Raw genomic sequence first — 22,290 nt, 5'->3', positions numbered from 1 at the left:
GAGCATAACTTAAAAGCGGGAAGAGCAAAAAAGCCTTATAAGAAGAAAATACCAGGATCGCGAGGAGGCGAGCATGGCCAAGCACAGCGGCGAGACCGTTATCAAGAAATATGCCAACCGGCGGCTCTACAATACCGGAACCAGCACCTATGTGACACTTGAAGACCTGGCCAAGATGGTCAAGCGCGGTGAAGAGTTCAAGGTTCAGGATGCCAAGACATCGGAAGACATTACCCACGCGGTTTTGACGCAGATCATCATGGAGCAGGAAGGCAAGACCGGCAACACGCTGTTGCCAACGGCGTTTCTGCGCCAGCTCATCTCCTATTATGGCGACCAGATGCAGATGGTTGTGCCGACCTTTCTCGAGCACTCCATGAAGACGTTTTCCGAACAGCAAAGCCAGATGCAGGAGCATATGGGCAAAGCCTTCGGTGACACATCACAGAAGAATTTCGCCACGCCATTCGGCTTCATGGACGAACAGATCAAGCGCAACACCGAGCTTTTCCGTCAGGCCATGCAGGTGTTTACACCATTTCCCATGCCTTCAGCCCCGGCAGAAGCCAAGAAGCCGGACGCCTCAGAGATCAATGAATTGAAGGCGCAATTACGCTCGCTTCAGACCAAGCTCGATCAGCTTTGAACCGCCCCTGATCTCTCGGGAACACGCAGCAGCAACAGGAAACCGGCGCCCAGAAAAATCGTGAGCGTCGCCATGCCCAAATGGGCCGAACCGCTGACATAGGTGACGATGGAAAAAGACAGCGTCGCCATAAAGCTCGTGGCGCGACCGGACAGCGCATAAATCCCGAAATAACGACCAGCCTCGGCAACCGTCACATTGCGCGAGAGATATGACCGTGACGAGGCCTGAACCGGACCGAACGCAATGCCGATGAGAATGCCGTAAAAGAGATAGGCCTTCTCAGCAGAACTGGAAAACAGACCTTCCGTGCTGGACACGGGAAGCGCCAGCAGGCCGAACAAGGTTGAATCCGTATAGGTCGAGACGATGCCAAACGTTGCGACCAGCAACAGCCCAAGGCTGATCAGCACCGTGTTGCGCGAACCCAGACGCTGATCGACAAGCCCTGCGGCAATGCAACTGCCAATCGCCACGATGTTGAGAATGATCCCGTAAATTCCGATCTCGAGCGTACCCCAGCCGAACAGGCCCGCAGCGAAGGCTCCGCCGAGGATCAAGACGCCATTGACGCCATCCTGGTACAGCATCCGGGCGATCAGGAACCGCGTGATGGCGGGGCGACCTTTCAACTCCTTAAGCGTTGCTTTCAGCTCTGTGAGGCCAGAGTGAACCGCTCTGCCAAGCGGCAGGCCTTTCTTGACGTCAGGCGTGAACAAAAACATCGGCAGGATGAACACCAGATACCAGAGCGCCGAAATGGGCCCCGTGATGCGCGCATCTTCCCCAGCCGCCGGATCAAGCCCGAACAGGGGAGGAATGCCGAGGATCGTAAGCCCGGAATTGGGTGCAGCCGCCAGAAACAGCACGACGAAAATCAGAACCACCATGCCACCGAGATAGCCAAGCCCCCAGGCCGTATTGGAAATGCGCCCAACGTTTTCGGGCGTGGTTAGACGCGGCATCATGGAATCGTTAAAGACGATGGAAAATTCAGCCGCGGTGGACGCCACGATCATGAAGGTAACCGGCCACAAAAGAGCTGATCCGGGTGCGGCAAACCACAGCATCGACAGGCTTGCGATCTTCAGTGTCGCGAAGAAAGCGATCCATGGTTTTCGAGAGCCGGATTGGTCGGCGATGGAACCCAGGATCGGCGAAAAAATGGCAATAATGATCGACGAGATCGTCGCCATATTGCTCCAGGTCGTCTGGGCAGAGATCGGGTCTTCCGTGAGACGGGCAACGAAATAGGGGCCGAAAATGAAGGTGGTGACGACGGTGAAAAAGGGTTGGGCTGCCCAATCGAACAGCATCCAGCCCCATATGCCACGCTTCGTCACAGTGTCGCCGGTCGCAAGGGAAGATGAGGCCATACGTCACCCTTTCGGCCATGGAATGGTCTGGTCTGCCCGGCCACGAAGCCGGGCAGTTTTGCACCTGATGATCAGACGCTACGAGCCTGGACTATATCCGAAAGCAATCCGGCAGCAACCGTTAGGCGGGCGAGGTTTGTCTCGCCGCTGTCGCTGAGAGCGCTCAGCTCCGAGACGATGCGGTTGACCCGAACGCGGTCGGCGGCATACCAGGCCTGCACCGGGTTCTTTTCCTTCGCGTACTCGGTCATCGCCGAGATGACGATGCGAAGACGCGACGATGCGATCTGATCCTGGCTGCGCAGCAGAGCAAGGCTTTCATAGTGGTCTGCAGGCGTAACCCGCTGACCTGCATCCAGAAGCTTGGCCACACGGAAGGTGGCAGATACGGCAGCATAGCTTTCGGCTGCACGGGCAAGGCTTGTGTCTGCCCGCTCGGCAATCAGCATGATTTCCGGCACATAGACCAAAAGCGACAGCGTCTCCAGATCGCGGATCAAAGCGGGCTCGACGCCGTCGATCTCGCTGAAACCAAGCTCTTCCTTGTACTTGGCTGCACCTGGAACAAGCGTATGGATCGCCGCTTTCAACCGCTCGATTTCATCCGCCATTGAACCTGCGGCCGATGTCGTCTGGAGGTAGAGCCGTGTCGCATCGGTAAATATTCTGGCGACATCGGCGTAAAGGCCGTTCTGCACCATGCCAGAAATTTTGCCGTCGAGCTTGTCGATCTCGCTCCACAGACGCTTCAGACCAAAGCCGTCTTCGACGATCATCGCGGCCTTGACGACCGTGGGTGCCAAAAGGCCGCTGGCATCGACCAGTTTCTGAACGAAGCCCGGACCGCCGCGATTGACAACCTGGTTTGCAAGCGATGTTGCAACGATTTCGCGGTGCAGACGATGGTTGGTAATATCGCCAGCATAGATCTTCTGCATCCTGCTCGGGAAATAATCCCTCAGAAGATGCTGGAGATAGAGCTCATCCGGCAAGGTGCTCGCCACCAGCGTATCGAACAGGGTGAGCTTGGCATAGGAAAGAAGAACACCAATTTCTGGCCGCGTCAGCGGCTTTCCGGTTGCGTAACGCTCTGCGAATTCCACATCGTTCGGCAGAGTTTCCACCCGACGGTTCAAAAGACCTGCCGTTTCCAAAGCGCCCATCAGGCGGCCAAGTTCCTCACCATTTTCCGTGCCGCGACGTTCGGTCAGCGATATGGCAAGCGATTGAAGATAGTTGTTGCGCAACACCAGATGCCCGACTTCCGTCGTCATGGAAGAAAGCAGCTGATTGCGCTTGGGCAATGTCAGACGCCCGTCATTGACCGGAGATGACAGGGCGATCTTGATATTGACCTCGACGTCGGAGGAATTGACCCCAGCCGAATTGTCGATGGCATCGGAATTGCAGCGGCCACCTGAAAGCGCATAGGCAATACGGGCTTTCTGCGTGATGCCCAGATTGGCGCCTTCACCGATCACCTTGGCGCGAACCTCGGTCGCGTTGACGCGGATCGGATCATTGGCGCGGTCACCCACCTCTGCGTTGGTTTCCACCGCAGCCTTCACGTAGGTGCCGATGCCACCGAACCAGAGAAGATCGGCAGGAGCCTTGAGGATCGCCGTCATAATTTCAAACGGCGTCGCCACGGATTTGTCGATGCCGATGGCGGCAACAGCCTCCGGCGTCAGTGTCACCGATTTTTCCGAGCGGGAGATAATCATCGCACCTTCAGATAGGGCGGACCGATCATAATCCTGCCAGCTGGAGCGCGGCAGTTCAAACAGGCGCTTACGCTCGGCAAAGGACTTGTCCGTATCGGGCGTTGGATCGATCACGATATCGCGGTGATCGAAAGCCGCGATCAGCTCGATCTTTTCCGATAGCAACATGCCGTTGCCGAACACGTCGCCCGACATGTCACCCACGCCAACCACCTTGAATGGCGTTGTCTGGATGTCGGTATCCATTTCGCGGAAATGCCGCTTCACGGTTTCCCAGGCGCCGCGGGCGGTAATGCCCATTTTCTTGTGGTCGTAGCCGGCAGAGCCGCCTGAGGCAAAGGCATCATCCAGCCAGAAGCCAGCCTCGCGGGCCAAGCCATTTGCCGTGTCCGAGAAGGTTGCCGTTCCTTTGTCGGCTGCGACGACGAAATAGGGATCGTCACCATCCAGCCGCAACGTATCTGCAGGGGCAACGATATCATCGCCGACAATGTTGTCGGTAATGGACAGCAGCGTGCGAATATAGGTCTTGTAGGCTTCCTTGCCCGCGTTGAAAATTTCATCGCGGTTGCCGCCAACCGGCAGGGTTTTCGGGTAGAACCCACCCTTGGCACCCACAGGCACAATCACCGCATTCTTGACCTGCTGCGCCTTGACCAGCCCGAGCACCTCGGTGCGATAATCCTGTCCGCGATCCGACCAGCGAAGCCCGCCGCGGGCTACCTTGCCAAACCGCAGATGGACACCTTCGACCTCTGTGCCGTAAACGAAGATTTCACGGAAGGGCCGTGGATCCGGCAAGCCATCCAGAAGCTTCGGATCGAACTTGAAGGCCAGCATCGCCTTTGGCGACCCATCCTCATTGCGCTGGAAATAATTGGTGCGCAGCGTCGCATCCACCGCATTGACGTAACGGCGAAGCGTCCGGTCCTCGTCCAGATTGGGAACGCCTGAAAGGGCTGCCTCAATCGCCTTGTGCAGATCAGACAGCTTGCGAAGCCGGGGCTTGTCGCCGACCTTGGGGTCGAAGCCATAAGAAAACAGCTCGAAAATCTTCACGGCAATCGCTGGATATTTGAACAGCGTTTCTGAAATATGCTCCTGCGAATAGACAATGCCCGTCTGGCGCAAATAGCGGGCATAGGCGCGCAGGACCGACACTTCGCGCACGCTGAGGCCAGCAGCGACGATCAGCCGGTTGAAATTGTCATTGTCGACAGTGCCGTCAAATGCCGCCAGAAAGGCTTCTTCAAGCCTTGGCCCGTAAACCGAAAGATCAAGCTTGACCCCGGGCTGCACCTGCAATTCCATATCATGCAGCACGATGGATCTGGTCTCATCTGGAGATATGACACCAATATCGAAAGTGCGTTCGCTGATAACGCTGAAACCGAGATTCTCAAGCAATGGCACACGTCGTGAAAGCGGCAGATGGCCATCGCGGTGGAAAATCTTCAGCGACAGCACACCTTCAGCCTGGGTGTCGCGGCGATAGAACTCGATACGCACCGGCTCACCGCCAGCCGTCGCGGCAATATCCGGCAGATCGATGATCGCCTCATCAGGCGTAAATGCTTCCTGATAGGCCTGATCGACATCCAGAACGGGCGAACCGACGGGGGAAAGTGCTACGAAATGGTCGGTCCACCGTGCTGCGATATCGCTAACGGCATCTTCGAGTTTATCCTGAGCCACGCGCGGCGTTTTGCCGTTGGTGCGCCCGACGATGAAGTGGACCCGCGCCACAGCGCCCTCGGGAAATGCCGGGTAATAGGCCGAGATATGACCATCATAGATATGGGATAGATACTCGCCCATCTTTTCGCGGACGTAGGAGTTATACTCCTCGCGCGGCACGAAGATGATGACCGACACGAACCGGTCGAAGCGGTCGATGCGTGGGAGAACGCGAACACGAGGTCTGTCGCTAAGCTCCATGATCTGCTCGATGAAACGGATCAGAAGATCGGCATCGATCTGGAAAAGATCGTCACGCGGATAGGATTCCAGCGTGTTGTGCAAGATACGGCCCGAGTGGCTGTTGGGATCGAAACCGAAATGATCCTCCACCTCTGCCACTTTCGCCCGCAGAAGTGGTATCTGTTTGACGGAATGCGTATAGGCGGTGGCGGTGAAAAGGCCGACGATGCGCAACTCACCAACGACATTGCCATCCTCATCGAACCGCTTGATGCCAATATAATCCATATAGGCGCGGCGATGGACGATGGATTTGACATTGGCTTTGGTTACGATCAGGAAATCGGGACCGTCGAGAAAGGCCAGGATTTCCGGCGTCGTTGTGACCGCATCCTTGCCGAGGCGCAACACCCGCACATTCGGGTCCGTCAGCGTACCAAGACCGCTGCCCTCGCCGCGCTCGACCTTGGCATCGTTGCCAGCGCCGGAATAGCTGTAGTCGCGCATGCCGAGAAAGGTGAAGTTATCATTGCGCAACCACTCCAGAAACGCGACGGCTTCGTTGCGCCCCGTTTTGCGGCGGCTGGGGCCACGCTCCTGCAACTCCGTCAGCGCCTCGTCCAGCTTGGCAATCATCGGTTTCCAGTCGGTGAAGGCCGACTGAACCTGAGACAGCACAAACAGCAGACGCTCCGTCAGCGCCTCGGCTGCCTGTGAAGCGATCGGCGCAATATGGATCTGGATAAGGCTGATATTGTCATGGGGCGCGTCTAGTTCGGAATCGGCGAGACGATATCCACCGGTTACAGCGGCATCGGCAACCAGAATAGGGTGGACGGCGAGAAGAAGGCTGCGGTAACTGCTCGTCACCTCACCCATGACGCTGTCATAGAGGAAAGGCATGTTGCGACCGATAATGGTCAGAATAGAGACAGGATTGTCGCGCGGAGAAATCCCTTCTACTTCAGAAATTCCAATATAAGGCTTGTCTTTCGTCCATCTCGATAATTCATCGTGTGTGTGCTGCACGGCAGCTGCCAACATCTCGGGCGAATAATATTGTATATCATCCGAACTCGCACGGCCAAAAACAGCCTCTGGATCTAGAAACGGCTTACCGGACATCTCCGCCAATATTCTGGTTTTTTCGAGTTTTTTGTCGCGTTTTGGATTGTTCCGGTAGCCCATTTTGTCTTTTTCCTCCGAAAGCGTGCTATTTTTTGAATGAAAACAGAAAAAATCGTCATTTTCATCAATTCGAATCGGATATTGGCGCGGAATTATGAAGAGTTTAAGTGGCAATCATTACTTTACGTGCCGAGCTCGAATTTTATTCGATTGAAATGCGACGAAGAGTGCCTGCGCCGAATCAGAACGCACCGATTCGCATTTTTGTCGGTGGCAAAGTGACCCTATTGTGACTCGATAGTCACGGTCGAAGCAAATTATTGATTTCCTCGTATTTTTGTGATAGACCTAGGAAACTGATCCACAGCGTGGCATTTGCGTGCCCAAAAACACCACGAAAGCAACTCATCACTTGCACGCGGTTTCCGTGACATACCGATTGTTTGTGTTGTCAACCTGCGGGTTGCGGGTGGCCTGTCTTTGAGCGCACGTCTGTACCAGTATCAAGTCACTTGACGGTTCCCCCGTCTCATCCGGGCCTGACCGACCCGACCCCCGGAAATCCCGGGTGTATGTAACAGGGAGTTTTTAGAACGAATGACGACCCAGCCAAAAAAATCTCCAGCGCGTCACGGTTTCAAGACCGGCGAAGCGATCGTTTATCCCGCTCATGGTGTCGGTACCATTTCGTCCATTGAGGAACAGGAAGTTGCGGGTATGAAGCTCGAACTGTTCGTCATTGATTTCGAAAAAGACAAGATGCGTCTGAAAGTTCCAGTGGCCAAGGCTGTGACAATCGGCATGCGCAAGCTGTCGGAAGAGGATTTCGTCGAGCGTGCATTGAAAGTTGTTCAAGGCAAGGCTCGTGTCAAGCGCACCATGTGGTCGCGCCGTGCGCAGGAATATGATGCAAAGATCAATTCCGGCGACCTGATCGCCATCGCGGAAGTGGTTCGTGACCTTTACCGTGCGGAAAACCAGCCGGAACAGTCCTATTCCGAGCGCCAGCTTTATGAAGCTGCTCTTGATCGCATGGCCCGCGAAATTGCTGCTGTGAACAAGATGTCTGAAACGGAAGCCGTTCGTCTGGTTGAGGTTAATCTCAACAAGGGACCAAAGCGCGGCAAGGCGATTGACGAAGAAGACGCTCAGGAAGAGGAAGCCGCGTAAGCGTCTTATCTTCCATTCTACAAACCCGGCCTTTGAATTAGACCTGCTCCACCTTGGAAACAGGTTCAATTCAAAGGCCGGGTTTTTTATTCGGCGATGATCTTCACACGCTCGCCGGGCTGGATCGCCGCTGTTGCGCTCATGGCGTTCAGCACCCGGAAAAGCTCCACCTTCCTGTCAGTCCCCATCATGCGTCCAGCAATGGACGCAATCGTGTCGCCAGGCTTGGTCGTGACAACGCGCACGCGCAGAGGCTTAAGGGCAGAGATTTCAGCCGGTGTCATCTTGCGAAACGTCGTGCGCAACACATTGGCCACGCTATCGAGCTGCGCACTGCCCTTCGGCACCGCAGTCAGGAAGCGGAAAATCTGCTGCCCGACGCGGATCACGGTCACATCGAAATCCCATTTATCGGCGGTGGCGCGAGCCGTCGCTGCTGGCAGTCCGTTGATTTCCGTTTCACGGACGGTTTCAGGCACCAAACCAGCGACCCAGCCACTGGTCAGATAATTGGCAAGGCTTGTCTGCTTGGGATCGGCCACACCATCAAAACGGATCGCCATCTCGCCGGGGCCGGTGGCAAGCACTGCCTCGACCTTGTTGTCGATCTGGAAACCTTCGGGAACATCGAAGCGAATGCCAAGGGTGCCATGCAGGAACGTGTTGCCCCGCACATAGCCTTCCTGCGGACTATCGCCGTAAAGAAGCCCGTCTATACCATTGAGGAACCAGTCGCGACCCTTATCTCCAACCTGCCCTTCCTGCCCGAAGGCGCGGGCATGGCGCTTGGCCAGCTCAATGCGCTGCGGTGTGTTGGGATGGCTCGACAGGAAGTCGAGGCTCTGATCGCTGTCGGGATCTGCCGATGAGAAGCGCGCATAAGCCGCCATGGAATCAAGGAAGCGAGGCGACGCATAGGGATCGTAACCGGCTTCACCCAGCATGCGCACACCGATGACGTCAGCCTGCAATTCCTGCTGGCGGGAAAAGGCTGCCAGTCGCAACTTGCCGCGCGCAAGGGCCTGCTTTCCGGCCAGATCGCTGGACAAGACTTCCGCAACCACACGGCTGGCAATGACCTCGGCCTCTTCGCGGCGCTGGCGCTCAATGCCATGATTGGCGGTCACATGGCCCATCTCGTGAGACAGCACGGCAGCAACCTCCGAAGCATCATTTGCAAGCGCCAGAAGCCCACGGGTCACGTAGAGATAGCCACCCGGCAGCGCAAACGCGTTGATGGCGGGAGAGTTCAGAATGGTAATGCGATAGGACTGCTGCGGATTTTCCGACACCGCCGTCAACGCACCTGCGATGCGGGCCACAAGGCGCTCGGTCTTGTCGTCGTGATACTCACCGCCATAGCTTGCCACGATGCGCGGATGCTCACGCGCACCCATCTGGGCACGCGGGTCATCCTTCTGCACCTGCTCAACGGTTTGAGGATTGTCAGATGGCTTGAGCGTGGACTGGTAGGACGAGCTGAAGAGCGACTGGCACGCCGACAGCACGAAGCCGGCGGTCGCCAATGCCAGCGTACGCTTGACCAGCCTGCCTGTGTGCCGCATCTTCTGACTGGAGGTGTGGCCCTGTAGAGCCTTCACACACGTCATCATCCTGCCTGTCTGCTCCAAACGTTCCTGATCATCCGTCAAAGTGCAGACCAGTATGCCATATTAGCCCTAGGGGCATGTGAATGCGCAAACAATCGAATTGATCCGCCATTTGCAAAATATATTATCAGATCGCTTGTTTGCATCACTTTTCAAGCAGTTGTGAATGAATCGCAACTGCAAAATTTGCGCATCGACCGTGTTATTTTGCAAGGCTTGACAGTGACCCGCGTCGAAATTGTGACGCGACATAACCGCGCTTACTGAGCGACAATCTCACGCCGCCAGAAATATCCTGATTGGCTCAAGATGGGTTGCAGCAAAAAACGCGTCAACACCGCCTTCAAACAGCACCTGACCGTGATGAAGAAACACAACCGCATCTGCCAGTTTGCGAATATCATCAGGGTTGTGCGTCACCAGAAGAACGGTGTTGCCCAGTTCCTCATGCAGCTCCCGCAGCAGGCTTCCCATGCCGGCGCGCAGGCCGGGATCGAGTGCTGCGAAGGGCTCATCCAGAGCCATGATGCTGCGACGGCGCACCAGGGCTCTGGCCAGCGCCGCCCTTTGCCGCTCCCCGCCGGACATGGTCGAAGGCAGGCGTTTTTCAAAACCGCCAAGCCCTACGCGCGCCAGCGCCTTGCTGATGGCGAGCTTGTCATCGGCACCCAGTTTCATGGATGAATTGATCCCCAGTCCGACATTTGTGAAAATATCCAGATGGGCAAAGAGATTGTTGTCCTGAAAAACCACGGAGACTGGCCGCTCCGACGGATCAAGCCCGCGCATATCCTGTCCCTCGATCAGCAACTTCCCGCGGTCCGGCGCTTCAAAGCCCGCGACGAGATTGAGGAGTGTGGATTTCCCCGATCCCGATGGACCGACAATCGCTGTCACCTTGCCGCGCTGAAAGCGGCAATCCAGCGCAAAACTCTGCTGGCCGAGCCTGAGCTGGATGTTTTCAAGGCGGACAGCAATATCGTGCAGGGTCATGCGATGGCTTTCGCTGGCTGACGGGAAACGCCCCCGGCGGCGAGGACGAGACAGATGACGCCAAGGATGACGGCGTAGCCCGCCGCATCATTGGTCCGGTAACTGCCCATATTGCTATAGACCAGCCAGGGCAATGTGGTGAAGTTTTCCGAGCCGAACAGGGCAACGGCACCGAGATCGCCGAGCGAAAGCGCCATGGCGAATGAAAATGCCGTCGCAACCGATCGCCATAGAACCGGCCAGTCAACGAGGCGAAGCCGGGATAGACCTGATATCCCGAGACTGGCAGCCAATCGCCCGCTGCGGGTCTGATGGGCGATGAATGCAGGTTCCAGCACCCGCATCACGAATGGCAGCGCCATCAGCATGTTGATGATGGAGGCAAGGATCGGCGCAAATGTCGATACATCGCCCAGCGGTCGCAACAGCAGAAACCAGCCACTTCCCAGAACGACCGGCGGCACGAGCAGCACCAAGGCCGATCCGGCACCCATGGCCGTGAACAAAACCCGAAGCGGAGCAGCAGGTCGTCTTTGCGCAGCGATAGCCTGGCGCGCACGCACGAGTGCGACCGAAACGAGAATGGCAAGAGACGCGGACAGGAGCGCGATCAGCAAGCTTGTCATGGCAGCCTTGAGGAATGCGCTCGCAAACAGCAGCCGCGAAAGATCCGCCGTCAGTCCAGATGCGGCGACCGCGCAGAGAGGCAATGCGACCAAAACCATGGCAAGCATGATCATCGATGCATCCCACAGACGCGCCGTCCACCTCTCGCTATCGAAGCGTCGCACGGCTTTCGCCTGCGTCAAGGCTTCCGCATCGGCAGAGGGCAGACGGGCCAGCAGCACAAGCAGCACACTGGTCATGATGATCTGCATCAGGGAAAGCGAAATGGCGCGGGGTGGATCAAAGTCAAAACGCAGCGCCTGATAGATGGCAACCTCGATCGTGGTTGCCGCAGGCCCACCTCCCAGCAACAAAACGAGTGTGAAGCTCGTTGCGCAGAGCATGAAGATCAGACCGGCGACGCCCGGGATGAGACGCGCAATGGCGGGCCATTCCACAAAGCGGAACGTCGAGACGGAGCCGAAACTAAGGCTCGCAGCGATGCGCCAATATTCCCCCGGAACCCGCTCAAGCCCGGCCAGAAAGAACCGCACCGCCAGCGGCAAATTGAAAAACACATGGGCAATCAGAATACCGGACAGACCATAGATGCTGAAAGGCTGCTCTGCGCCAGCCGCCATGAAGACCGTGTTGAAGATGCCTTGCCGACCCCAAATTGCGATAATCCCGAGCGCACCGACAATAACCGGAAGTCCCATGGGCACGGCCATGAGCCGGATAATCCATATGCGACCGGGAAAATTCCGCTGTCGCGCCAGCGCCAGCGCCACCGGCAGGCCGAGGGCTATCGACAGCAGCGTAGAAAGCGAAGCTTGCCAGAGGGTGAAGCGCAATATGCGCAGCGTATAGGCATCCAGCACCTCAGCGGACGCTGTGTCGGCATCAAACGAGAGGAGCGCCGTGACGGCAAGGCCCATGAACAAAAGAACGGCAGCAAATGCCACCGTTCCACTGACAATAAACCTGCGGCGTTCGACGCGCTCGATCATGATCAAGAGCGGCCCGTCTTACTTGACGCTCATCGCAGCCAGCCATTCATCGATCCAGCCCTTGCGGTTTTTGGCAACCTCTTCCGGTGACATCAAAAACGTTTTGGAAGGCTGCACGAGCTTCGAAAATGCCTCCGGCAAGGGGGCCGATGTGGCCGCAACCGGCATCATCCAGTTGTTTTCCGGAATGGCGTCCTGAAAGCCCGGCTTCAGCATGAAAGCGAGAAACTGCTTTGCCAGCGCCTTTTCCGGCGCGTTCTTCAACATGCCAGCCACTTCGATCTGGATATAGTGACCCTCTTCGAAGCTTGCAGCCTGATAGCGATCCGTCTTTTCCAAGACCATGTGATAGGCGGGAGACGTGGTGTAGGAAAGAACCATCGGCACCTCTCCCTTGGTAAACAGGCCATAGGATTCAGACCAGCCCGGCGTCACCGTCAGCACACGGTTCTTGAGCTTGGCCCAAGCCTCCGGCGCCTTGTCTCCATAAACCGACTTGACCCACAAAAGCAGCCCGAGACCCGGAGTGGATGTGCGCGGGTCCTGTATCGCGATCTTCTGCGAGGGATCGCCCTCGACCAGTTCCTTCAGGCTCTTCGGTGGGTTCTTCAGTGTCTGCGTGTCGTAGACGACAGCGAAATGACCGTAATCATAGGGCACGAAAACGTCGTCCTTGAACCCACCCGGCACCTTTGCCTCAGACGTATCGATGCCTGATACCTCGAACAATCCCGTCTGGCGGGCCTCCGTCACGAGGTTGGTATCCAGACCCAACACCACATCTGCGCTGGAGCCTGCACCTTCCAGCTTCAGACGGTTGAGCAAAGCCACGCCATCGGCCACGCCGACGAAGTTGACTGTGCAATTGCAGGTTTCTTCGAAGGACGCTTTGACCTTGGGGCCGGGGCCCCACTCGGAAACAAAGCTCTCATAGGTGTAGACCGTCAGCACCTTCTTGTCTTGCGCATGGGCGAAACCGGGCAATGCGAAAGACGCGGCAACAAGACTATAAATGAACAGACGACGCATCAGACAACCTCCTCGAATGGACGAACGGGAAAGTGGCGTCTGGATGGAAGCCGTCTAATCCCTCCGCCGGTGTTAACCGGATCAGGTTCTTCGGGTTGGCAAATGCCTCTCAGCCCTGCCCTATCAGACAAAGCACCCCGTTAGATCTAGGCAAAGCTGTAATTGGTTGCCGCGGTATTGGCAAGATGCAGACGAGACACCCGCGCCGGGGGTGCGGCTCGCGTCCGTTAGCCTTCCATTTCCTCGCGCAGCATCTCAAGCTCCAGCCATTCTTCTTCCATGGCCTCCAGCTTTTCGCGAAGCTTCGACATTTCGTCGGCCAGCGTGTTGAAGGCTGTGGGGTTCTTGGCAAACAGCTGCGGATCGGCCATGCGCTCTTCGCGCTTGGCTATTTCGGCCTGCGCCTTTTCCATTTCCTTGGGCAGATTTTCCAGCGCGAACTTCTGCTTGAAGGAGAGTTTCACTTTCGCCTTGCCGGTGTCACCGGATGATGAGGCGGATGCTTTGCTCTTTTCCTGCTTCTCCGCCTTCTTCTTCTCGTCAGACGCGCCCTTGCGCTGCGCCATCATATCCGAGTAGCCACCGGCATATTCAATCCAACGGCCATCCGGCGCTTCGGGATTGGCAGGCGCAATCGTCGATGTGACGGTGCGATCGAGAAAGTCGCGGTCATGGCTGACGAGGATGACGGTGCCGGAAAAACCGGCAACGATTTCCTGCAGCAGATCGAGCGTCTCGATATCGAGATCGTTGGTCGGCTCATCGAGGATCAGAAGGTTTGTCGGCTTTGCCAGAATGCGCGCCAGCATCAAACGCGCGCGCTCGCCGCCGGAAAGCCTGCGAATGGGCGTGCGGGCCTGTTCAGGCTGGAATAGAAAATCCTTCATATAGCCGGTGACGTGCTTCACCTCACCATTGACCAGCAGGTTCTCGCCCCGCCCATCAGTCAGATAGTGAGCGAGCGTATCCTCAAGGTTGAGATCCTCACGCTTCTGGTCGAGCGTGGCAATCTCCAGCTTGGTGCCGAGCTTGACGGTGCCGCTATCCGGCTCAAGCTGACCCGTCAACATCTTCAGAAGCGTCGTCTTGCCCGCGCCGTTGGGTCCGACGAAGCCGATGCAATCGCCGCGATGCACGCGCAGGGAAAACGGTGCAACGATGGTGCGATCGCCATAGGATTTCGTAATCGCATCGGCCTCGACCACCAGCTTGCCAGACTCGCGCCCTTCAGCGGCAGTTGCCTGCACAGTACCCTGCGGGCCGTTGTGACCGCGATAGGAGGCGCGCATATCGCGCAACTCGCCCACGCGGCGCATATTGCGCTTGCGCCGGGCGGTTACGCCATAGCGCATCCAGTGCTCTTCGCGCTCGATGGCTTTGCCAAGCTTATGCTGTTCCAGCTCTTCTTCTTCCAGCACCTTGTCGCGCCATTCTTCGAAATGGCCGAAGCCCCGGCTGAGACGGCGCGACTGGCCGCGATCCAGCCAGACGGTGGCTGTGGAGACCTTTTCGAGAAAACGGCGGTCATGGGAAATCAGAACGAGCGCGCTGCGCGTCTGCTGCAACTCGCCTTCCAGCCATTCGATTGTTGGCAGGTCGAGATGGTTGGTCGGCTCATCGAGCATCAGAATGTCAGGCTCAGGCGCCATGACGCGCACAAGTGCTGCGCGTCGGGCTTCGCCGCCGGACAGGCTGGATGGATGTTCAAGACCCGTCAGCCCCAGATGTTCAAGCAGATAAGTGACGCGGTAGGCATCATCACCCGGCCCCAATCCCGCTTCGGCATAGGCCTGCACCGTCTCAAAACCTTCAAAATCCGGTGCCTGTTCCAGATAGCGGATGGTGGCGGACGGATGCCGGAACACCTCACCGGACTGCGCCTCGACCAGACCGCCTGCAATTTTCATCAGCGTGGATTTGCCAGAGCCGTTGCGGCCGACGAGGCAGATGCGATCTCCCGGCTCAACTTGCAGGTTTGCACCATCCAGCAGCGGATTAACGCCAAAGGTCAGCTTGATATCATCGAGTTTCAAAATAGGGGGTGCCACGGTTCAGGCTCCGGTCAAATCATAGGGACGGGCAAGCACGATGGCTTTGCCGCTTTCAAGGCGAAGGCGCAAAGCGCCCTCCGCCACATTGGAAATAGTGCGCGACGAGCCGAAGGCAAGCGCAAAGTCTTCAAGAGGATAGCGCGCATTGTCGATATCCAGCCCCTCCAGCGCGGTAAAACCGGCGATGGAGAACAGGGAACCGGCAGGCAGATCGATGGAGAGGTCACCCGCCAGCAGGGGATAAGCTTCCTCCGTCCCCGATGTCAGGATGACGTCAATACCGCGCTCGGCCAGTGACACGGCATAAAGCAGGTGAAACAGCGCATGATCGGATCTTTCGCCAGCCAGAGCACCGACCAGAATCAGCCGGTTTGCACCCCGAGACAGCGCCTCAGAAACCGCAATCTCGCCATCCGTCACGCCCTTTGCCGCCGGAAAGGGCTGTTGCGGGACATTTTGCCATTGGTACATGAGATCGGCATCGGACGAATCGAAGTCACCGACCCACAGCTCCGGCGTCAGCCCCAGCGGGGCGGCATGACGCATGCCGCTATCTGCCGCAATCGCACGCGCACCGGCCACCGCCTTTTGCAAGCGATCCGTGACGGTGATGTTTCCGCCAAGCAAAATGGTGAAAGGTGTCGAACTCATGCCCTGCCATAGCCCGGAACGGGCCTATAAGGAAAGGCACAAACGCGGACAGGACGGCGATATTGATTTTTAGGCCAGACAGGATTATGACACCTGCCAGTGGTGATTTGCCGACCGGCTTGCGGCCACTTTAAAGAAGTTGCTAAATGGTCGAGGAAATAGGCAATTTCCGAGGACCGGCTGCGATTTCGTTGCCGGTTTTTTTGTTTTCTAGGCCTGTGCTGCCAGGAAAGTGAGAGTTCGAGATGCCGATCAAGATACCCGATACGCTGCCCGCCTTCGAAACCCTCGTGCAAGAGGGTGTGAGGGTGATGACGGAAACGGCGGCGATCCGTCAGGATATCCGCCCGCTTCAGATCGGCCTTCTCAATCTCATGCCGAACAAGATCAAGACCGAGATACAGATGGCGCGGCTTGTGGGTGCATCCCCACTTCAAGTGCAGCTGTCGCTCGTGCGCATCGGCGGCCACCGTGCCAAGAACACACCGGAAGAACATCTCCTGTCCTTTTACGAAACGTGGGAGGAGGTCCGTCACCGCAAGTTCGACGGCTTCATCATCACCGGCGCGCCAGTGGAAACGCTGAACTACGAGGACGTGACCTACTGGAACGAGATGCGTCAAATCCTGGATTGGACGCATACAAATGTTCACTCCACGCTCAACGTGTGCTGGGGCGCTATGGCGGCAATCTATCATTTCCACGGCATTCCCAAGCATGAGCTGAAGGAAAAGGCTTTCGGGGTGTTCCGCCACCGCAACCTGTGCCCTTCATCCATCTATCTCAGCGGCTTTTCCGATGATTTTCAGGTGCCCGTCTCCCGGTGGACTGAGGTTCGCCGTGCGGACATCGAAAAGCATCCCGATCTGGAAATCCTGATGGAGTCAGAGGAAATGGGCGTGTGCCTTGTGCATGAGCGCAAGGGCAAGCGCCTCTATATGTTCAACCATGTGGAATATGATTCCACATCACTCTCGGAAGAGTATTTCCGTGATGTGAATGCGGGCGTACCCATCAAGGTGCCGCATAATTACTTCCCGCATAACGACCCGGATCTGACCCCGCTCAACCGCTGGCGCAGCCATGCCCATCTGTTCTTCGGCAACTGGATCAACGAAATCTACCAGACGACGCCATATGATCTGGCAGATATCGGTAGTGACAAACCATAATTCTGCAATTGCGCGGGCGTTGAAAATAAAGCAACGTCCGGCCCTGTTGATTGATTGGGAGAGTGACACGATGAGCGAAGCTGGCGCACGGGAAGATTTTGGATTCACCGCCAAGGGTGAGAAGGTCGAGCGTGTCACGATTTCCGCTGGCGGCCTGACGGCGAAGGTGATGACCTGGGGCGCGGTCATTCAGGACCTGCGTCTCGATGGGCACCAGCCCGCACTGGTGCTGGGTTTCGACAATTTCGATGACTACCCGAAATACTCTTCCTATTTTGGTGCAACACCGGGCCGCAACGCCAACCGTATCGGCGACGGCAAATTCACGATTGATGGCACCGCGTATCAGCTGGAACTCAACGAAAAGGGCGTGATCCACCTCCACGGCGGCAGCGACAATATCGGCAAGCGCAACTGGATGATCATGGAGCATGGGCAAAACCATGTCGTACTGCAGATTGTCGATCCCGATGGCCGCGCCGGCTATCCAGGCAATTGCACGGTGCGCGCTACCTACACGATCCGCGAGGGCGGCGTGCTATCGGTTGTCTACGAAACAACGACCGACCACCCGACCATCGCCAATGTATGCCAGCACACCTATTTCAATCTGGATGGCGCAGAAACCGCATTGGGGCATGAAATAGAGATCGCCGCCGACCACTATTTGCCGACGGATGAGCGCCAGATACCGACGGGCGAAATCCGCGCCGTTGATGGCACCGAATTCGACCTTCGCTCATCCTTGCCCATGAAGCATATGAAGGATGGCGAGCAGGTTCTTTACGACCACAATTTCTGCCTCTCGCCGGAACGTGTCGCCAAGCGGCATGTCGCGCGCGTTTACGCGCCAGCCTCCAATATCACGCTGGACGTGGCAACGACGGAGCCCGGCGTACAACTCTATTCGGGTTTCAAGCTGAATGCGGCTGTGCCGGGGCTGGATGGTCGTCACTACGGCCCCTTCGCCGGCTTTTGCCTGGAAACCCAGATATGGCCGGATGCCGTCAACCATGACGGTTTTCCAAACGGCATTCTGCGCCCCGGCGAGACGCTGCTGCAGGAAACCGACTATATTTTCAAGAAAGGCTGAACGGCCGAGTTCGGTTCAGTCCAGCACGCAGCCGACATAAGCGCCTGAACCACGGGCGCGCCTTTCGATCAGCCCGGCCAGCCTCTGCATGCCCCGTCCGGGCTTGCTCGCAACGCGATCAATCGGATTGGGCAGCGAGACAGCAAGAAGCGCTGCCTGTCTCGCACTCAGTTTCGAAGCTGAGACCTTGAAGTGGTGCTGGGAAGCCGCCTCGATGCCGTAAATGCCCGGCCCCCATTCCGCGACATTGAGATAAATTTCCATCATCCGCCTTTTTGACCAGATGAAGTCTGACGCAACGGCCAGAGGCAATTCCAGCCCTTTGCGCAGAAACGAGCGCCCATTCCAGAGAAACAGGTTCTTTGCGGTCTGCATGGGTATCGTGCTGGCACCGCGCGTGGATTCGCCCTCCAGCGCGCTGCTCACCACCGTCTGCATCTGATTCCAGTCCACACCGCCATGGGAACAGAACTGCCCGTCTTCAGACATCATCACGGATTGCACAAGGCGTGGCGATATATTCTCCAGCGGCACCCAGCGGCGATCATAGCCCTGAAACGTGACCAGTTCAGCCAGCATGAGTGTGGAAACGGGACGCACAAACGGCAGCGCATAAAGCGGAATGAGAAGATAGGGCAAAACAAGCAAGGCGAGGATAACAAGAAGGACGCGTCTCACCAGGTTTCGAATATCCACCTTCGGTTTACTCCCGCTTTCATCAAGCGTTTCATCGTCCGTCTCGATATCCGGCGTGCTACTCAAATACCTGCCCCCACTTGGCGTCCCCCATTTGGCTGCCGCTTGGAGCCTTTCATATTCCGCATACACCATCAAGGCGAGTCACGATAACGAAGTTCCCCGGTGCCCCACAAAAATGATTGCCAGCCTTTTTCCCCCATGCCAAACAGCCGATATGTTGAGGAAACGGCCAAAATGACATTCGAGACACGCCTGCGCGACAATGCGGCACGAACCGAAACCCTGCTGGGCGAACTGCTGTCAGGCGACAGCCGCACCGGCGAGACGACGCGACCGGCAAACCTTCTGGACGCGATGCGGCACGGCGTGTTGAACGGCGGAAAGCGGCTGCGACCCTTTCTGGTCATCGAGACAGCCCGGCTTCTCGGCGGAAACATGCACGTCGCATTGCGCGTGGGTGCCGCGTTGGAATGCCTGCATTGTTACTCGCTGGTGCATGACGACCTGCCCGCCATGGATGATGATGACCTGCGACGGGGTCAGCCGACCGTTCACAAGAAGTTCGATGAAGCAACCGCGATCCTGGCTGGCGACAGCCTGTTGACGCTGGCCTTCGACATTATCGCCGCACCCGAGACGGAACTACCGGATGACCGCAAGGCCCAGCTCGTTCTGGCCCTGGCAAGAGCGGCCGGCATTGGCGGCATGGCAGGCGGACAGGCGCTCGATCTCTATGCAGAGACGCATCCGCCGGATGAAGCGGGCATCGTGACATTGCAGACGATGAAAACCGGCGCGCTGATCCGCTTTGCCTGCGAAGCTGGCGCCATCATCGCCGGCAGTGACGCCGCCGAGCGCGAAAGACTGCGCCACTACGGCGAAAAAATCGGCCTCGCTTTTCAGCTGGCAGACGATCTTCTTGACCTGACCTCCAATGCCGTGACCATGGGCAAGGCAACCGGCAAGGACGCAGCACGCGGCAAGGGCACACTGGTTGCCCTGCACGGTGCCGAATGGGCCACAACGAGGCTGCGGGAACTGGTGGAAGAAGCTGCCGAACTGCTCGCACCCTATGGCGAAGCGGGTGAGACACTGATCGAAACAGCAAAGTTCGTGGCCGAACGAAAGAGCTGAAACCAGCGGGCGCTCAGCCCACCTGCTCCATAACATCCCATACAATCCTGGCCGGTTTTCCGACCATCTTCAACACGCCCACTCATCGCCTGAGCGCGATGGGAAGACGCGCGTCATCATTTTGCTTGAGAAATCGCCGATGCCGGGTTATGCGTGTTTATGCACGATTCATCCGATTTGCCCTCCCATGTCTAGACCAGATCACTTTGTTGGCGAACGTCAGGCTCTCATTCACGCAGAATTGCTGCGCCATGGCCGGGTGTCCGCGCAGGAACTGGCGCAGAAATTTGCGGTATCCGAGGACACTGTCCGGCGCGATTTGCGCGAAATGTCGGCGCGGGGCGAATGTGAGCGGGTTTATGGCGGTGCGCTGCTGATATCAGGCACCACGATACCACTGAAAACGCGCATGACCCTGATGACGGAACGCAAGGCTGCCATGGGACAGGCTGCGGCTGCGCTGTTGCAGGATGGCATGACTGTCTTTCTCGACGCTGGCTCAACCAATCTGGCGATTGCGCAGCATCTGAGTGCGGATGCGCGATTGACCATCATCACCAACACGCCTGACATTGCGGCCGAACTCACGGGCCGCAACGGGGTCGAGCTCATTCTCATTGGCGGCAGGGTTGATCCGGCTGTCGGCGCTGCCATTGACACAACGGCTATCAAGCAGCTGGAAGACATCAGGCCAGACCTGTGTATCGTCGGCGTCTGCGGCCTATCGCTCATCCAAGGACTGTCTGGCCAAATTTACGAGGATGCGGTCTTCAAGCGACTTGCCTGTCAGGCCAGCACGAGAATTCTCTGCGCCATCACCTCTGAAAAGATCGAAGCCCCCACGGCATTCCATGTGCACCCGCTGACATCCAAGCTGACGCTTGTGCTTGAGGCGGATGCTGACGCCGCAACGGTCGAAACGCTCAGGAAAACCGGCGTCGAAACTGTCCAGGCCAGCGCGTCTTCCCCAGTATCTTCATTTACCCAAACACCAAAGGACCAGTCCCGATGACCGGCTCTACCACGCATCCATCCCCCACATCCCGCACGCCATATATGACGAGGACACGCCTTGGCGTTTCCCTGCTGTTTCTGATGAACGGCTTCATGATGGGGTCATGGGCACCGATGATACCGGAATTTGCCACACGCTTTTCGCTCAGCGAAAGCGAGCTGGGCCTCGTTATCCTTGTCTACGGCCTCGGCTCCCTGTCTTTCATGCCCATCGCAGGCTCCCAGATCGGCCGTCTTGGTTCGCGAACCGTGACGCTTGCCGTGGCTCTCGTCATGGTGCCGACGCTGCTTTTGATCACAATGGCGAACGCATTGTGGGCTGGTGTCATCGCCGTCTTTCTGTTCGGCGGGCTGACGGGAGCAATGGATGTTGCCATGAATGCCAATGCCGTTGTGGTGGAGCGCAGCATGCGCCGCGCCATCATGTCATCCTGCCATGCCTTCTGGAGCCTTGGCGGTCTGCTCGGTGCAGGTCTCGGCGGCCTGCTGATCAACATGACCGGCATTTACGGCCACGCCGTCGCGCTGACGATCATTGCTGCCATCATGCTTGCCGTTGCATGGCCACGGGTTCTGGTGGATCGTCCGCATCCGGAAGAAGAACGGCCAAAGGGTGGCCTACCGCTGACTCCACTCCCCTGGATCATCGGCATCATGGCACTGTTTTCGATGATCCCGGAAGGTGCGATTCTGGACTGGGGCGCGCTTTACCTGCGCAACGAACTCAGCGCATCCGTGACATTGTCGGGCTTCGGCTTTGCGGCCTTCTCAATGACGATGGCAGTCATGCGCTTTGCGGGTGATCTGGTACGAGACCGATTCGGCGCCGTCCGCACCCTGCAATTCTGCTCTGCCATATCGATTGTGGGTCTGCTGATTGCCGGTTTCGCACCCAATGCCTTCATGGCGATTGCAGGCTTTGCCATTGCCGGCATTGGCATTTCCAACATGGTGCCAATTGCTTTCTCGGCAGCGGGCAACATGCCGGGAATGGCACCCGGCATTGCATTGTCCGTGGTCACGACCATGGGATATTCCGGCATTCTTGTTGCCCCGTCAGCCATTGGCTTCATCGCGGAGCATACGGGACTGGCGGTCGTCTTCCTCGGCCTGCCGGTTTTGCATGTCGTGGTTCTGCTTCTCTCCCGCTTGGCCCGCCACGCCGATGGTACAAGCAACCACCACTGACGCAGCACTTTCACCCTCATGACGGCCGGTCTCCAATTTTGCCATGATTGCGGTGAAAGAGGAGTTGATCGCTTCG

16 protein-coding genes and 2 riboswitches are annotated in these 22,290 nt (G+C 57.4%); of the genes, 7 read left to right on the top strand and 9 right to left on the bottom strand.

Translation table 11 applies throughout. The annotated features are described in order from the left end of the window. Nucleotides 1–73: 73 nt before the first annotated feature. Nucleotides 74–646, top strand: a complete 573-nt coding sequence (phaR, locus tag ACQZ51_RS15850; protein ID WP_448778602.1) for a polyhydroxyalkanoate synthesis repressor PhaR — start codon at nt 74–76, stop codon at nt 644–646. Here the strand turns inward: phaR and ACQZ51_RS15845 are convergent. After that, nucleotides 637–2,022 (bottom strand): MFS transporter, encoded by a 1,386-nt coding sequence (locus ACQZ51_RS15845; RefSeq protein ID WP_448778600.1) that lies wholly within the window; start codon nt 2,020–2,022, stop codon nt 637–639. The genes phaR and ACQZ51_RS15845 overlap by 10 nt on opposite strands. A 71-nt stretch (nt 2,023–2,093) precedes the next feature. Further along, nucleotides 2,094–6,854, bottom strand: a complete 4,761-nt coding sequence (locus ACQZ51_RS15840) for an NAD-glutamate dehydrogenase (protein ID WP_448778599.1) — start codon at nt 6,852–6,854, stop codon at nt 2,094–2,096. Between the two features lie 537 nt (nt 6,855–7,391). Here ACQZ51_RS15840 and ACQZ51_RS15835 point away from each other — a divergent pair. Next, nucleotides 7,392–7,964 carry a CarD family transcriptional regulator gene (locus ACQZ51_RS15835; protein WP_243258065.1) on the top strand — a complete coding sequence of 191 codons (573 nt, stop codon included), beginning with the start codon at nt 7,392–7,394 and terminating at the stop codon, nt 7,962–7,964. An 86-nt stretch (nt 7,965–8,050) separates the two neighbouring features. On the opposite strand, the gene ACQZ51_RS15830 is transcribed toward ACQZ51_RS15835, so the two are convergent. The 6 genes from ACQZ51_RS15830 to ACQZ51_RS15805 form a co-directional block, all read right to left on the bottom strand. Continuing rightward, entirely contained in the window at nt 8,051–9,529 is a 1,479-nt protein-coding gene (locus tag ACQZ51_RS15830; protein ID WP_448778789.1) for a M48 family metalloprotease, read from the bottom strand. A 321-nt stretch (nt 9,530–9,850) separates the two neighbouring features. After that, nucleotides 9,851–10,567 carry a thiamine ABC transporter ATP-binding protein gene (locus tag ACQZ51_RS15825; protein ID WP_448778597.1) on the bottom strand — a complete coding sequence of 239 codons (717 nt, stop codon included), beginning with the start codon at nt 10,565–10,567 and terminating at the stop codon, nt 9,851–9,853. After that, complete coding sequence (gene thiP, locus ACQZ51_RS15820; protein WP_448778595.1) at nt 10,564–12,183, bottom strand: thiamine/thiamine pyrophosphate ABC transporter permease ThiP; 1,620 nt, start codon at nt 12,181–12,183, stop codon at nt 10,564–10,566. The genes ACQZ51_RS15825 and thiP overlap by 4 nt, the downstream gene beginning before the upstream one ends. A gap of 18 nt (nt 12,184–12,201) precedes the next feature. Continuing rightward, nucleotides 12,202–13,215, bottom strand: coding sequence for a thiamine ABC transporter substrate binding subunit (gene thiB / locus ACQZ51_RS15815; RefSeq protein ID WP_448778787.1), 1,014 nt, complete (start codon nt 13,213–13,215; stop codon nt 12,202–12,204). Between the two features lie 38 nt (nt 13,216–13,253). Next, nucleotides 13,254–13,362, bottom strand: a riboswitch (TPP riboswitch). Nucleotides 13,363–13,439: 77 nt separating this feature from the next. Beyond that, nucleotides 13,440–15,260, bottom strand: a complete 1,821-nt coding sequence (locus ACQZ51_RS15810; RefSeq protein ID WP_448778594.1) for an ABC-F family ATP-binding cassette domain-containing protein — start codon at nt 15,258–15,260, stop codon at nt 13,440–13,442. A gap of 3 nt (nt 15,261–15,263) precedes the next feature. After that, a complete protein-coding gene (locus tag ACQZ51_RS15805) occupies nt 15,264–15,914 on the bottom strand; it encodes a thiamine diphosphokinase (RefSeq protein WP_448778592.1) in 651 nt (216 codons plus the stop codon). 89 nt (nt 15,915–16,003) lie between these two features. Continuing rightward, a riboswitch (SAM riboswitch) is annotated at nt 16,004–16,080 on the top strand. A 79-nt stretch (nt 16,081–16,159) separates the two neighbouring features. On the opposite strand from ACQZ51_RS15805, the gene metA reads away from it, so the two are divergent. Together metA and ACQZ51_RS15795 are read left to right on the top strand one after the other, a co-directional pair. Next, entirely contained in the window at nt 16,160–17,086 is a 927-nt protein-coding gene (gene metA / locus ACQZ51_RS15800; protein ID WP_448778590.1) for a homoserine O-acetyltransferase MetA, read from the top strand. Between the two features lie 70 nt (nt 17,087–17,156). Then, nucleotides 17,157–18,179 carry an aldose epimerase family protein gene (locus ACQZ51_RS15795; RefSeq protein ID WP_448778588.1) on the top strand — a complete coding sequence of 341 codons (1,023 nt, stop codon included), beginning with the start codon at nt 17,157–17,159 and terminating at the stop codon, nt 18,177–18,179. A gap of 15 nt (nt 18,180–18,194) precedes the next feature. On the opposite strand, the gene mtgA is transcribed toward ACQZ51_RS15795, so the two are convergent. Next, a complete protein-coding gene (mtgA, locus tag ACQZ51_RS15790) occupies nt 18,195–18,941 on the bottom strand; it encodes a monofunctional biosynthetic peptidoglycan transglycosylase (protein ID WP_448778586.1) in 747 nt (248 codons plus the stop codon). Between the two features lie 171 nt (nt 18,942–19,112). Here mtgA and ACQZ51_RS15785 point away from each other — a divergent pair, with 171 nt between their 5' ends. The 3 genes from ACQZ51_RS15785 to ACQZ51_RS15775 all read left to right on the top strand — a co-directional run bounded on the left by ACQZ51_RS15785 (nt 19,113) and on the right by ACQZ51_RS15775 (nt 22,214). Continuing rightward, nucleotides 19,113–20,012: a polyprenyl synthetase family protein gene (locus ACQZ51_RS15785; protein WP_448778584.1), complete on the top strand. Its 900-nt coding sequence runs from the start codon at nt 19,113–19,115 to the stop codon at nt 20,010–20,012. Between the two features lie 187 nt (nt 20,013–20,199). Continuing rightward, nucleotides 20,200–21,024, top strand: coding sequence for a DeoR/GlpR family DNA-binding transcription regulator (locus ACQZ51_RS15780; protein WP_448778582.1), 825 nt, complete (start codon nt 20,200–20,202; stop codon nt 21,022–21,024). After that, complete coding sequence (locus tag ACQZ51_RS15775; protein WP_448778581.1) at nt 21,021–22,214, top strand: MFS transporter; 1,194 nt, start codon at nt 21,021–21,023, stop codon at nt 22,212–22,214. The genes ACQZ51_RS15780 and ACQZ51_RS15775 overlap by 4 nt, the downstream gene beginning before the upstream one ends. Nucleotides 22,215–22,290 lie beyond the last annotated feature (76 nt).

This window comes from Agrobacterium sp. CG674 (assembly GCF_053521645.1).
Note: the sequence above shows the minus strand (reverse complement) of the source record. Positions and strands in the feature narration are given on the sequence as shown.

Bases quoted from the DNA above. Each gene is read 5' to 3' on its own strand.
- phaR (WP_448778602.1), top strand. From the start codon at position 74: ATGGCCAAGCACAGCGGCGAGACCGTTATCAAGAAATATGCCAACCGG.
- ACQZ51_RS15845 (WP_448778600.1), bottom strand. From the start codon at position 2,022: ATGGCCTCATCTTCCCTTGCGACCGGCGACACTGTGACGAAGCGTGGC.
- ACQZ51_RS15840 (WP_448778599.1), bottom strand. From the start codon at position 6,854: ATGGGCTACCGGAACAATCCAAAACGCGACAAAAAACTCGAAAAAACC.
- ACQZ51_RS15835 (WP_243258065.1), top strand. From the start codon at position 7,392: ATGACGACCCAGCCAAAAAAATCTCCAGCGCGTCACGGTTTCAAGACC.
- ACQZ51_RS15830 (WP_448778789.1), bottom strand. From the start codon at position 9,529: ATGCGGCACACAGGCAGGCTGGTCAAGCGTACGCTGGCATTGGCGACC.
- ACQZ51_RS15825 (WP_448778597.1), bottom strand. From the start codon at position 10,567: ATGACCCTGCACGATATTGCTGTCCGCCTTGAAAACATCCAGCTCAGG.
- thiP (WP_448778595.1), bottom strand. From the start codon at position 12,183: ATGATCGAGCGCGTCGAACGCCGCAGGTTTATTGTCAGTGGAACGGTG.
- ACQZ51_RS15805 (WP_448778592.1), bottom strand. From the start codon at position 15,914: ATGAGTTCGACACCTTTCACCATTTTGCTTGGCGGAAACATCACCGTC.
- metA (WP_448778590.1), top strand. From the start codon at position 16,160: ATGCCGATCAAGATACCCGATACGCTGCCCGCCTTCGAAACCCTCGTG.
- ACQZ51_RS15795 (WP_448778588.1), top strand. From the start codon at position 17,157: ATGAGCGAAGCTGGCGCACGGGAAGATTTTGGATTCACCGCCAAGGGT.
- ACQZ51_RS15785 (WP_448778584.1), top strand. From the start codon at position 19,113: ATGACATTCGAGACACGCCTGCGCGACAATGCGGCACGAACCGAAACC.
- ACQZ51_RS15780 (WP_448778582.1), top strand. From the start codon at position 20,200: ATGTCTAGACCAGATCACTTTGTTGGCGAACGTCAGGCTCTCATTCAC.
- ACQZ51_RS15775 (WP_448778581.1), top strand. From the start codon at position 21,021: ATGACCGGCTCTACCACGCATCCATCCCCCACATCCCGCACGCCATAT.